The 12,655-nt window shown below is 43.1% G+C and carries 9 protein-coding genes and 1 pseudogene; 6 read left to right on the forward strand and 4 right to left on the reverse strand.

The window, feature by feature from the left end:
- Positions 1-14: 14 nt before the first annotated feature.
- Positions 15-131: pseudogene (locus EI162_RS14920) on the forward strand (DUF934 domain-containing protein); the annotation flags it as partial.
- Positions 132-185: 54 nt separating this feature from the next.
- Here EI162_RS14920 and EI162_RS06555 read toward each other — a convergent pair.
- Complete coding sequence (locus EI162_RS06555; RefSeq protein ID WP_192523584.1) at positions 186-1,595, reverse strand: PLP-dependent aminotransferase family protein; 1,410 nt, start codon at positions 1,593-1,595, stop codon at positions 186-188.
- Between the two features lie 135 nt (positions 1,596-1,730).
- On the opposite strand from EI162_RS06555, the gene EI162_RS06560 reads away from it, so the two are divergent.
- The 3 genes from EI162_RS06560 (at position 1,731) to EI162_RS06570 (ending at position 4,353) form a co-directional block, all read left to right on the forward strand.
- Positions 1,731-3,131 (forward strand): cytochrome ubiquinol oxidase subunit I, encoded by a 1,401-nt coding sequence (locus EI162_RS06560; protein ID WP_095570158.1) that lies wholly within the window; start codon positions 1,731-1,733, stop codon positions 3,129-3,131.
- 11 nt (positions 3,132-3,142) lie between these two features.
- Complete coding sequence (cydB, locus tag EI162_RS06565; RefSeq protein ID WP_095570159.1) at positions 3,143-4,150, forward strand: cytochrome d ubiquinol oxidase subunit II; 1,008 nt, start codon at positions 3,143-3,145, stop codon at positions 4,148-4,150.
- A gap of 77 nt (positions 4,151-4,227) precedes the next feature.
- Positions 4,228-4,353, forward strand: coding sequence for a DUF2474 family protein (locus tag EI162_RS06570; protein WP_083766349.1), 126 nt, complete (start codon positions 4,228-4,230; stop codon positions 4,351-4,353).
- A gap of 432 nt (positions 4,354-4,785) precedes the next feature.
- On the opposite strand, the gene EI162_RS06575 is transcribed toward EI162_RS06570, so the two are convergent.
- The 3 genes from EI162_RS06575 to EI162_RS06585 all read right to left on the reverse strand — a co-directional run bounded on the left by EI162_RS06575 (position 4,786) and on the right by EI162_RS06585 (position 9,617).
- Positions 4,786-6,213, reverse strand: coding sequence for a hypothetical protein (locus tag EI162_RS06575; protein ID WP_192523585.1), 1,428 nt, complete (start codon positions 6,211-6,213; stop codon positions 4,786-4,788).
- 81 nt (positions 6,214-6,294) lie between these two features.
- Complete coding sequence (locus tag EI162_RS06580; protein ID WP_225736921.1) at positions 6,295-8,631, reverse strand: TonB-dependent receptor; 2,337 nt, start codon at positions 8,629-8,631, stop codon at positions 6,295-6,297.
- 104 nt (positions 8,632-8,735) lie between these two features.
- A complete protein-coding gene (locus tag EI162_RS06585; RefSeq protein ID WP_058199818.1) occupies positions 8,736-9,617 on the reverse strand; it encodes an IS982-like element ISPsma1 family transposase in 882 nt (293 codons plus the stop codon).
- Positions 9,618-9,806: 189 nt separating this feature from the next.
- Between EI162_RS06585 and EI162_RS06590 the strand changes: the two genes are divergently transcribed.
- Together EI162_RS06590 and EI162_RS06595 are read left to right on the forward strand one after the other, a co-directional pair.
- Positions 9,807-10,781, forward strand: coding sequence for an OmpA family protein (locus EI162_RS06590; protein WP_192523586.1), 975 nt, complete (start codon positions 9,807-9,809; stop codon positions 10,779-10,781).
- Positions 10,782-10,859: 78 nt separating this feature from the next.
- Positions 10,860-12,605, forward strand: a complete 1,746-nt coding sequence (locus tag EI162_RS06595) for a Calx-beta domain-containing protein (protein WP_192523587.1) — start codon at positions 10,860-10,862, stop codon at positions 12,603-12,605.
- Positions 12,606-12,655 lie beyond the last annotated feature (50 nt).

The raw sequence follows: 12,655 nt of genomic DNA on the forward strand, positions 1-12,655 counted from the left end.
AGGGCTACTCGACGGTATATTTACTGTGTAAGCGGTTAAATTATCCAGGTGATTCATGTGTCTTTGGTGATGTACTAAGAGATCAGTTAAGCCTAATGCACCAAAGTAGTTTCGACGGTTTCGCTATATAATGCGGTGAAAGGCATCAAAAGCTTGTTCGTCACTAGGTTTAATGTTAAAAAACCCTATCCAAGTAGTACGTCAAATAGCTTTTTGACAGCGGCCTGCCTTTGCTCGGTCAACGGGTGGATATAACTTAAGCGTAAAAAATTTTTATATTGACCCGATGCCGAGAAAAGTGAGCCGGGTGTCATGATCACGCCTTGCTCTAATACTTTATTATAACTGCGCTGTGTGTTGATGGTTTCATCTAACTCTACCCACATAGAAATGCCACCTTGGGCGTGGGTATAGCGAATTTTGTCACTCCAATGAGTATCTAATAAGGTCATCAGATCCCTTTGTTGTTGCTTTAGCGTATTGACCTGTTGAGCAATGTAACGTCTGTAATGACCTTCTTCTAAAAATGTTGCCAAACCCTGCTGAGTGGATTCGCTAGAGGAGAGCTGGGTAACCAGTTTCAATTGAGTAATCTTGTCGTGCCACTTACCACCAAACACCCAGCCAATCCTTAAATCTCGCGATAAACTTTTCGAGAAAGAGCTGCACAGAATAACTTGTCCGTTAGGATCGAATTTCTTCAATGGTTCGGCTGTAAAAGGCGGAAAAGCCAAATCCCCATAAATATCGTCCTCTATGATGCAAAAATCTTTTTCAACCGCTAGATTGATTAATGCTCGGCGTGCTTTTTCAGGCATAAACGCCCCAGTGGGCGTGGCGTAGTTTGGCGACACAATACAGGCTTTAATCGGCCACTCTGTTATTTTTTCGACCAAATCTTCAACGCTCAAACCTTCTCTAGGGTCAGCAGCGACCTCGATAATTTTCAGTTTGAGTTGTTCCATGATTTGCAGTACGCCATAAAATGCTGGAGACTCTACTGTTACAGTATCACCGGGTGAGCACGTTGCCATAAGAGAGATGAATAAGGCGTGTTGGCAACCACCGGTAATGCAAACCTGTGATGGATCTTGGTTCAAACTACGGTGACGGTAGTGAGTCACAATGGCATCTTTTAAGCGCATATCGCCACTTGAGTCGTTGTAGTAGAGAGCTTTTTGAGTGGGTCTGGAACGCAATGCTTTGCTTAAGTGCCGGTTTAAAGTGATGAGGTGATTCGCATCATTGGTAACACCAGCCGTTGGCAAAATATCAAAGGCGGCACTGCGTGTCATGATGTCTTTTAAGATGGCTGGAACGGTTACGTCTCTGGGAGCAGCGGGTGGGTTAATGCGCTTTGGCGAGAGACGGTCATTTGGTGTCGTGGCTTTGACAAAGTAACCTGATTTTGGTTTAGAAAAGATCAATCCCTCTGCTTCGAGTCGATGCAAAGCATGTAGCACCGTGGCTTTAGAAAAGCCCAAGTTCTGGCACATTTCTCGGACAGAAGGAAGTTTTCCGCTTGGCAAAAAATGATTGGCTTTTATATCTTTGCGTAATAAATGTTCCAGCTCTAGGTATTTAAACTGACTCATAACTGAGCCTTTGTTAATGAATCTGTACCTATTCTAAATTAATTTATTGTGCCTGTTCTATATTTTTTAAAGTTTTACACTTAACAAAGTAATTATTTTTTACTTTCTGACAGTGTAGAGGGTAGGCAGGGCACAATGATTGACTTAAATGCTATTGATTTGGCGCGAATACAATTCGCGTTCACCGTCTCGTTCCATATTATTTTTCCCGCTATTACAATCGGTCTTGCCAGTTATCTGGCCGTATTAGAAGGTTTTTGGCTTTGTACAAGAAAGCCGATTTACATGACCTTATGCCGATTTTGGATGAAAATATTTGCTGTCAATTTTGCCATGGGTGTTGTTTCTGGCATTGTGATGGCGTACCAATTTGGTACCAACTGGAGCCAGTTTTCTAACTTCGCAGGAGCCATTACTGGTCCGCTACTTAGTTATGAAGTGATGACGGCTTTCTTCCTTGAAGCTGGCTTCTTAGGGGTTATGTTGTTTGGCTGGAAAAAAGTCGGTGAAAAGCTACATTTTGCCTCTACTATTTTGGTCGCTATTGGAACCTTAATTTCGATGACCTGGATTTTGGCATCTAACAGCTGGATGCAAACCCCTCAAGGCTACGACATCGTTGATGGTCGCGTTGTACCTGTCAATTGGTTTGAGATTATTTTTAACCCTTCTTTTCCTTATCGTTTAGTTCACATGGGCTTGGCGGCCTTCTTGGCAACGGCGTTATTAGTTGGGGCTTCTGGTGCATGGCATTTGCTAAAAGGCTCTCATATACAAGTTGCGAAAAAAATGTTGTCCATGGCAATGTGGATGCTGCTGATTTCGGCACCTTTGCAAGTGATGGTCGGTGATCAGCATGGCCTAAACACGCTAGAGCATCAGCCAATCAAGGTAGCCGCGATGGAAGGGCACTGGCATCAAACGGAAAAAGGTGAAGGCGTACCGCTGGTCTTGTTTGGTTGGCCAAATATGGACGAAGAAAGAAACGATTTTGCGATTGAGATTCCGAATCTTGCCAGTTTGATTTTGACGCACTCTGTGGATGGGGATATTCCACCGCTTACGTCTGTTGCAGCAGAAGATCGTCCTTACGTGCCTGTGGTTTTCTTTAGCTTTCGTATCATGGTGGCGCTTGGCATCTTGATGATTGTACTGGCGGTAACTGCATTGATACTTCGCAAAAAGGGCAGAATCTACGAGAAAAAATGGTTTTTGCGCTTTTGTGTTGCGATGGGGCCAGCTGGTCTGATTGCCATGCTGACAGGCTGGTTTGTCACTGAAACAGGTCGCCAGCCTTGGGTGGTATATGGTTTGCAGCGCACTATAGATGCAGGCTCGCCCAATAGTGTGACTGCCATGAGTTTATCATTGCTCGCTTTCGTCGTGGTGTATCTGTGTGTGTTTGGTTTAGGCGTGAGTTATATGCTGGCGCTGATTCATAAAGGTCCAACCGTCGATTATTTGTTTGAAGATGATGATGATTTGAGCAAACGCCCAGCCCGTCCGCTATCTGCCGCTGATGGCGTAGAAATTTAGGAGACAGTGTCATGTATTTTGATTTACCGACGATTTGGGCTTTTGTTATCGGCTTTGGTTTGATGATGTACGTGTTCTTAGATGGCTTTGATTTGGGGATTGGTCTGCTGTTTCCTTTTATTAAAGACGAACATGAGCGAGATATTATGGTGAATTCGGTTGCTCCTGTTTGGGATGGTAACGAAACTTGGCTTGTATTGGGTGGCGCGGGCTTATTGGCTGCATTTCCTATGGCGTATTCGGTGATTTTGTCAGCCTTATATGGACCGATTTTACTGATGTTATTTGGTTTGATTTTGCGTGGCGTCGCCTTTGAGTTTCGCTTTAAGGCGACAGAGTCTCATCGTCCAATTTGGGACAAGCTATTTTTTGTTGGTTCCCTAATGGCCACCTTTGCTCAAGGCGTGGCGATGGGCGCTGTGATCATTGGTTTTCAAGTAGACAATGGCGAGTTCGCTGGCGGTGGATTGGATTGGTTGAGTCCATTTAGCCTGTTCACGGGTTTTAGTTTGCTATTTGCTTATGGACTACTTGGCGTCACTTGGTTGGTTGTTAAAACAGAGCATGGTTTGCAGAAAAAAATGCGCACATTCATTAAACCATTAACCTTACTGCTCGTAGCCTGTATGTTCATTATCAGCATCTATACGCCAATGATTAACGACAGTGTACGGGACTTATGGTTTAACGTATCCAATATTATGTATTTGGCGCCTTTACCGATTTTTACGGCTATTTTTGCACTGTTTCTTATGGGCGCGGCGCATTCTAAACAAGAAGATCGTGCTTTTATTTGTGCTTTATGCATGTTGTTTTTAGGATATTTAGGGTTATGTATTAGTCTTTGGCCAAACATTATTCCACCGAGTATTACGATTTATCAGGCCGCAGCACCAACGTCTAGCCTTAAATTTACCTTAGTCGGCGTTGTGTTTATTGTGCCTGTCATCTTGATTTATACCTTTTGGTCTTATCGAGTGTTCCGTGGAAAAGTCGTAGATACCGATGGTTATCATTAGAAAGCAGATAGCAAAAAGATTGGTGTTTACAGAGAGCCAGCCTTTTATGTAAGTAAGTTAGTTTGGAGGAAAGTACGATGAAAAAAAGTCTTCACCAGTTCAAATGGTTACTGATTTTTTGGGCACTTGGCGTTGGCTCGCTTTTGGTGGTCGCGACCATTATACGTTTCGGTATGACCTTGGCGGGAATGGAATCCAAATAAGTATTTTCGAATTTAAAAAAGGGAGCGCGAACACACTCCCTTTTAAGGCATAACTCTGGCTAAGTGCGCAGGCTAGCTGATTGGAATGGTGTTATCAGGGTGGGTGTATTAAGAATTTGGTTTAGAGGCTTGTCTTTGGATACCCAGTTTGTTTATGCCAATAGTGGCTTTATTATCACTAAAGCTGTCTAACCCGTATAAAACGACGGCATACAGTCTGAACTCAATTGATTAAGCTTCGAATGACTATAACAGCTCTCAGATTTGTCTCAATCTATTCATTAGCAGTCAAGTATGAAAAGGGGAGCATCTACATCTACGCTAATATAATTGTTACTTAACAACTGTCTATTCTACTAAAAACTGAACCCCATGAGCGACAATTAACTCATGGGGTTCAGTCTAAAAATTTAAGTTTCTATAAAAAGTAGGTTAGGACTCGTGATGATGCTCATCGTCGTGTACAGTTTTCACCCCGAACCAAGCCAACTGCGATGGTGCAAAGGCCAATTTCATTTTTGACTCAATTTTTTTAGCATCAGGATTGATGGTAATGATTTGCTGACTCTCACTGTCCATCACGTAAACCATCTCAGTATTCGGATTAACGATCAAAGATGGGCCACCATGACTATAGTTCTTGATTCCATTCGGTATAATATTCAATGCGGCTACTTGTTTATAGTTCTGCGTCACATCAAGCAGATGTAAGGTTCCTGCGTCGTCAAGTAGCATTAAATGTTCTCCATGAGCATCAAAATCATAGCTGACAACTCGGCGACTGTTATTGGACGTCCAAACAATAGGAGCAACATTCTTACTAGCAGGATCAATACGGTATGGTTGACCACAGGCCGTGCCAACTAAATAGTTGTGATGATGGTTGGTTACAAACGAACCGATTCGAGCGGCACTACTGCTACCATCTTCATTGATGCACTGGTTATTGATCAAGCTGGCAGGGTAGGTGATTTTTTCAGCACTAAACGCATCATCAGTTTGCTTCACACTCAAAATACCATCACTACAAGCAAAAACACTAAAGTCAGTCACGCTGCCACTGCCATGCAGACCCTGACATTTGGTATCAAACGTCTGGTTTAAATGATAATGATCATTGTGACGTTCAAAGACGCTGATTGTATCAGCGAGTGGACTACCCACTGTATCATAACGTCCTGTACTGATAACATAATTCCCGCGAGGCTCTGCTGTGCCATGCATGTTGGTGTTTAATTTTTGATAAAGAAGTTTGCCATTTGCAATATCTTTATCTGTTACTAGGGCAAATCCAGCTGCCTGTGTAGGGTTATCTATTGGATTACCTGCCGCACCTAAGCCATCAAAAAACAATCCAGCTTGCTCGCCATACGTTTGATAATGTACAGGACGGGTGTAATTTAACTGTAGTGGCATCTTACTGACGTCTCGAGCGTAGGGGTGATCGTGGTCGCCATGGTCTTCAATTTCCAGTCCACTATGGTAAAAATTCACCCCTTGGTTGGTACGGTCGAGTACTAGAATATAATTACCATCTGGACTGGTTTGAAGCGCATCAGCTTGACCTGTTAAATCCAAATTTTGAATAACTTTGTTTTGAGCAAGACTATAAACATAAGCTTTATTACTGTTTTTTTCGGTAATCATTATCCGCCCTTGCCTTAGCTCAGCGGTTACCTCTGACTCTTCATCATGATCATGATCATGATCGTGATCGTGATCGTGATCGTGATCGTGGCCTGGTTGCGTTGTTGGTGTTTTGCGATCATCATCTGAGCCACAACCGCTAAGCGCTGTAACCGTTAACAAAGTAGATAAAGCTAGTGCAATAGATTTACTTAGTGGGTGAAACTGAATCATAAAGGTGCTCCATTCATGGGTATGATTTTTTACTAATTATTGTCAAGAAGTCAGACAAGCCAGTACTTAGAGAACTGACGGTTAAAAACGATAGGTCACCCCAGCATTCAATGAACGCTCCGGCATAGGCACGTGTTCAACCAAATAGGAGGCATGATTGTATGCCAGCTCATTTAAAAGGTTATTAACCTGAAGGAAGGCGGTATAGTCATAAGCGCTAGGACTGTGATAGACAAGCTTGGCGTCAACCATGTTGTAGCTTGGCGTATTGGTCTCAAAGTCAGCAATGTGGTCTTGCTCAAAGCGATGATAGCCAGAGAGTACCAAATCGAACTGACCAAATTGAGTTGTAATGTCACCACCAATTCGAGGGGCCACCAATCTTGGGGCATATTTACTGGTAAGATCATTACTGTCTAGCGTTATCAATGCGATATCAGCGAAGCTGCCGATACTGATTCTGTTGTTCAGATAATAGCGTGATTGAATTTCACCGCCATAATGTTTGGCATCGCTTTGAACGTAGTCAACCAATCTAAAACCTGCCGACTCTCCTTCTGTAACGACATCTTGTGTTTTAGCGTAGATATAGTCCTTGCTGTCATTATAAAAAGCAGAAATACTGGTCTCAAAGCTATCGCCATTGTCAAAGCGCAATGTAAGTTCTACACCATTGGTTGACTCTTCTTTTAATTGATCATTACCGCGCTCCCAAGTATTGGTTGCCAGATGGGCACCATTAGAGAATAACTCTTGTGAGGAGGGTAGTCTTTCAGAATGACTGATTCTTGCAGACAGTTGTGTGTTGGGCGTAAGGTACTTACCACCCTCTAAGCTGACAGAAGTACCAGTATGTGCTTTGTCAATATTATTTTCGGTATCAGTCAGGTTTTGAAAATCTTGACGACCGCCAAATTCGATGTACCAAGGACTTCTTCCTTGCTTGCTGACGATGGCGTTAGTGCTTTCATCAGTAGAATCTGCTCTACCACCATGATTGTGACCTGCATGTTCATCAGATGATGAAAACGTATTGTCAGCAAATTTATCGACATTTTCTATTTTTGCACCAAGGTAATTCGGCGTGAGTCGCTCAATAAAAAATAGTCCCACTTGAGTACGATCCGTTTTTGGAAGGTAACCTTCTAGTCCCACCGCTGAAAACTCACTGTTGGTGTAATCTAAGCCAACCACCCCTTTCATAAACCCTAAATTGCCTGTTTTATAAGTTGCATGGGTTGCTTGGGTACGCGCACTGATGGCACTGTTTTTGAAAGTAGTGCCAGCCACGCCTTCATCTATTTCATCATGGCGATAATCGGTATAACTAATCTTGGCATTGATATTATCAACCCCTATCATAGGTATCTGCCGCTCGGCATAGAGCTGATAGACGTCTGAAGTCAAATCAACATAAGGCGCCTCTCCATGAGCGTGGTCATGGTCGTGCTCACCTGCGCAGCTAAGACTGTTAGGATTATTGCTATCAGGCGAGCATTCGCTATGGACGTGGAATGGCAGACCATATTCTGAAGACTGACGTTGGTATGAACCACCGATATAACCCAAATCAGTCACATACGATAGCCCAATACTGCCATTATCTTGAGTATACCAACTGTTGCTAATCTCATCCGTGTCCCAATGCGGTACTTGAATATTACCTTTGTCCGTTTTTTGATAACGCCCACTCCAAAGCCAATTATCGCCGATACCGCCATTGAGCTCTGCATACCCAAGATACCCATCGGTGGCTTGTTGACCGATTAGCGACACTTTGCCGTTTAGGTTTTTCTGTGACGACGGGTTTGGAATGGTGTTGTCAACGATATTGACCACTCCGCCTATAGCGCCGCCACCGTACATCAACGCTGATGTGCCTTTTATGACCTCAATTTGTCTTGCACCCAATATGGGCACAGATATTTGATGGTCTGGAGAAATCTGTGAAGCATCCTGTACAGTCAAGCCGTTTTGCATGACTTGAACACGCGGTGCGCTCTGTCCGCGAATAATTGGTCGACTCGCGCCTTGTCCAAAACTGTCAGTAGATACGCCTATCTCGTTTGCCAATGCATCGCCAAGCGTACTGTTGACCTGAGAATCTAGCGCCTCACCAGTAACAATGCTGGTTGCTGTAGCCATCTCATTTGCTTGCGGGAGTAAAGGGTTTGAGGTAACAACAATCGTATCTAAAGTGGTTGAGGGCATCGTCATATCGGATAACCCGTTATCAGCAGAGGTAGTAAGCTCACTGTTTGTTGACTGAATTTCTGCCGCCATGACAGGTAAGCCTGCCATGCTTAGAGCAGCAGTCACTGAGAATATAACCGTTGTATGTTTGATACTAAAATTGGAGGGTGGTGTAGAAGTGTAATGAATACCTCTTAACTCATTGATATTGAATGACTTAGACATAGTTTTACCAAAATTAAAAGTTACATGAATACAAATCAGTACTGAAATTAATTGTAATGTTATAATATAACATTACATAAGTATATACATAATTCACCCCACTCTCAACTTGAAATAAGCAAATCAAACTGAAGAGGCGGGTTACCAAGTTTTTTGTTGAGTACAAAGCATAGATTATGAGACAGAATCTTACGAATCAATCGATGAGACAAATGCCATAAATCTCTTGCTCGCACTCTTTGTATATTAAATCGTTCTGATAGCTGACCAATGACTGTTTCAACGATACGGCGAGCTTTCATTAGCCGTCTTACCACAGGTTTGGGTCTATCTTCTTTCATATTAGCTCTGAGTGGCGTTTGTAAATCCACTCCTTGAGCGTCGTAGTACGATGTCAGACTGGGGCTGATATACCCTTTATCAGCACCGAGCAAACCATGGATATGGTCAGTAATATCAGGCGCAACCGCTCTTTCATCAACATTGGCAGGGGCAACGGTAAAGCCTTTAATCATGCCAGATAAATTAACAAGCAAATGTCCCTCAAAGCCATAGTATCTCTCTTGCTTAGCGGCGCAGTAACTAAAAGCTGCTAAGTCTTGATAGTTTTTATGCCGATAAGCGCGTCCATAATGACAGACGGGTATCGGAAAGCCATCCATAAAATGAATGTTGTCACGGCCTTCAATTTGACTGACTTTATCTTGTATCTGCTGTTTGACTTGCCACAGATTGGCGCAGTGCTTTGCGAAGTTAGGGTATGAGCCGATGGCTGGAAACCAGTCTTGCCAATGCTGGGTAAAGTATTGCCAAATCTGTTTGTCTTGATCAAGGTGTAAAAATTCACCGACCATCTCCATGCAAATAACCTCAGGATCACTTAGCTTTGGCGCGTAACCTGCACTTCGCAAGGGTTTGGTGACGACTATTTTGTAATATTGCTCTACCATTAAATAGATATTGATGATAAATTCGTCTATGGGCATCTCACAACTCCATTGTATTCTTGGTCGAAAACAATAGATTAGTGAGGTGCTCTTCTTTTTTCAATCACTTTCGAAGTTGAGAGTGGGGTAACTATAGCTATCAGGGTCATTGAAAAACAACATATAAATCCATCTGCTTGTTAATTTAAAAATATTACCTATCAAAAAAATGGAAGTCTGGTTAATACTATGAACAAGATACTTAGAAAGAATATAGTTGCTATTATTTTACCAATAACATTGCTTGGTATGCCTTCTTGTGCTGTCATTGGTGGTGCTGATAGTGAAGGCTATACCCAGCATGTTGATGGCGTTATGTGGAACAATAAAAAAAGTATTGACTTCAAAGAGGTGCTCAAGCAAGAAGTGGCGTCTGATAAGACTCGATTAGTATTTATACGGAAGAACGATAATCATTCTGAGCAAACAAGTACCAATATCTCCATCAACAACAGGTTTCACGTCAGTTTGCATGCGAACAACTACACGGTGGTGGACTCTTGTACTGGAAGTAATCAGTTGAGTGCTCAGGCGACTGGTTTTAAAAATAATAACTTATTGGCAGATAAGCAAGATTATCAGTTACAAGGTGGTCAAACGTACTTTTTTTATGTCGAAATGGACGGAACAGGCGAGAGCACACTGACGCAGATAACGCCTGACAGTGCATCACCGCTATTAGCAAATAAGTCCTATCAGTCTCATCAAATTAGTCGTGTCGTACCGAATTGCCCAGCACCTGTCGCTGCTATGCCCACTGTGATACCACCTTTAACAGTAGAAAAAGAAACACCAGTGCTAACTGAAAAAGTGACGATTGATCTTGAGGTATTATTTGAGACGGATAAGGCGGTCGTACGGCCAGAGTATTATGCCAAAGTAGCTGAGTTGGCTGAATTTATGACCCAGTACCCTAATACGGTAGTAACCATCGAGGGGCATACTGATAGCCGAGGCAAAGATAGCTATAACCAAACTTTATCCCAACGTCGTGTTAATGCGGTAAAAGAAGTATTGATCTCGCAGTTTGGAGTCGCAGAAGATCGTTTAACTGCCATTGGTTATGGCGAGTCGCAGCCAAGAGCAAGCAACGACACAGTAGAAGGTAGGCAGCTCAATCGCCGAGTGGTTGCTGTGGTCGAAGAAAACCTAGCTAAGCCATGAGTTTTTAGCGATTTAGACATCCTAATACATAAGACTGTAAAGTTTTAAAATTTTGATTGAAGAATATAAGAGATAAAAATGAATACGATTATTGTGAAGACAAATGATGCGACTCAAACCATAGATCAAGTACAAGTCGTGACCAAGGACGGTAAGCCTACCATTATTAAAGCTATGGATAAGGTGAATTATGAGTTTCATGATACTGCTATCGGTCGAGCGCCTAACCATATCATCACTAAGCGTCTGAAAAATGACTTACATGTTTCATTTGAAGAAGAAGGTCAAGAAAGCGATCTTATTATACAAGGTTTTTACGATAACCCAGACAGTGCATTAGTTGGTATCGCTGAAGATGGTGAATATTACCATTATATTCCAGATACAGGTGAGGTTTATGATTATGTAACTCAACTGGAAATAGGTGATGTTGAAGGTCATGCGCTCGGCGGTACAGAGTATGTTGCAGTTGTACCTTGGTGGATACCAGCGGCTGCTGGCGTTGGATTGGTTGGTATAGTCGCTGCTAGTAGTAGCAGCTCAAACGATAGTGGTGGTGTCACTCCTCCTGTTAATCAGGCGCCTGTTGCTGAAGACGATGTCGTAAAAGGTGAAACAGGTCAGCCTGTCACTATCGACGTAGTTGCAAATGATATTGATCCTGAAAACGACTTAGACCCTACCAGTGTCAAGCTGATCGATCCTACCACAGGTGATGAAGTCAATAGCATCACTATGCCTGGCGAAGGTGAGTGGATAGTTGATCCTACGACTGGCAAAGTCACTTTTATACCAGAGTCAGGTTTTAGCAATGATCCCACACCTATTGAATATGTTGTTTCTGATAATGCTGGATTAAAGTCCAATCAAGCGACCATTACCGTTGATTATCCAGGCGTAGTAAGCATCACAGGCACGACCAGCTTGAATGAAACCGCTGCTGATGGCAGTGCCAATGAAGCGACTTATACCGTAAGTATTAGCAACCCAAGTACGGAAGATACGGTGATTGAAGTCACCATTAGTGATGGCAGCACCGAAGGTTCCGCTGACTATACCGCACCTGTCACCCAAGAAGTCACCATTCCAGCAGGTCAAACTACGGTTGACATCAGCGTACCGATTGTAGATGACAACCTATTTGAAGGACCCGAGGACTTTACCGTGACCGTTACTGATATCACTTCAGGTACGGCAACGATTGGCCCTGATGACAGCGTCAACACCACCATCTATGATGATGGCACCACAGATGGTGAAACACCTGTTGATCCTGCAGATCCATCAGTAGGCGATGATACGCCAGTAGTATCTATTACTGCCACTAAAGATACTGCCACTGAAGGTGTCGATAACTTGCTTATCTTTGATGTCTCGCAAGATAATCTGAGTAACTTTGACACTATTGTTGACGTTAAGCTGAATACAGTAAATAGCACTATCGAAGCGGCGGACGTTGCTTCTATAAGTTACACTAATTCAGACGGCATTGTAGTGACATTAGGCACCCAAGCTGAGATCCAAGACTTCCTCACCAATGGCGCAAGCGTCAAGATTGCAGCGGGTAGTACCAAAGCCCCAGTCATCACCATTACGGTGGCGGATGATGATGTTTATGAACAATCAGAAGACTTAGTGCTGGATATCAGCAATCCAAGCAATGCCGCTATCGGACCGGATAGTAGTGCCACAGGCACCATCTTCGATGAAGACGCTGCAGACGGAACACCGCAAGAAGGCGACAAACCGACCGTCAGCGTTGGCGATGCAAGCGTCACCGAAGGCGGCGACTTAGTGCATCAAGTCACCGTTAATGGTGTGTAGTGGTCAACTAATTTAGGACACCTGATAAGAGGTTTTGATTAAAGTAACGT

The sequence above is a fragment of the Psychrobacter sp. FME6 genome, assembly GCF_014861365.1.
Lineage (GTDB): Bacteria > Pseudomonadota > Gammaproteobacteria > Pseudomonadales > Moraxellaceae > Psychrobacter.

Coding starts and splice junctions, on each gene's coding strand:
- EI162_RS06585 (WP_058199818.1), bottom strand. CDS start 9,617: ATGCCCATAGACGAATTTATCATCAATATCTATTTAATGGTAGAGCAA.
- cydB (WP_095570159.1), top strand. CDS start 3,143: ATGTATTTTGATTTACCGACGATTTGGGCTTTTGTTATCGGCTTTGGT.
- EI162_RS06580 (WP_225736921.1), bottom strand. CDS start 8,631: ATGTCTAAGTCATTCAATATCAATGAGTTAAGAGGTATTCATTACACT.
- EI162_RS06575 (WP_192523585.1), bottom strand. CDS start 6,213: ATGATTCAGTTTCACCCACTAAGTAAATCTATTGCACTAGCTTTATCT.
- EI162_RS06570 (WP_083766349.1), top strand. CDS start 4,228: ATGAAAAAAAGTCTTCACCAGTTCAAATGGTTACTGATTTTTTGGGCA.
- EI162_RS06555 (WP_192523584.1), bottom strand. CDS start 1,595: ATGAGTCAGTTTAAATACCTAGAGCTGGAACATTTATTACGCAAAGAT.
- EI162_RS06595 (WP_192523587.1), top strand. CDS start 10,860: ATGAATACGATTATTGTGAAGACAAATGATGCGACTCAAACCATAGAT.
- EI162_RS06560 (WP_095570158.1), top strand. CDS start 1,731: ATGATTGACTTAAATGCTATTGATTTGGCGCGAATACAATTCGCGTTC.
- EI162_RS06590 (WP_192523586.1), top strand. CDS start 9,807: ATGAACAAGATACTTAGAAAGAATATAGTTGCTATTATTTTACCAATA.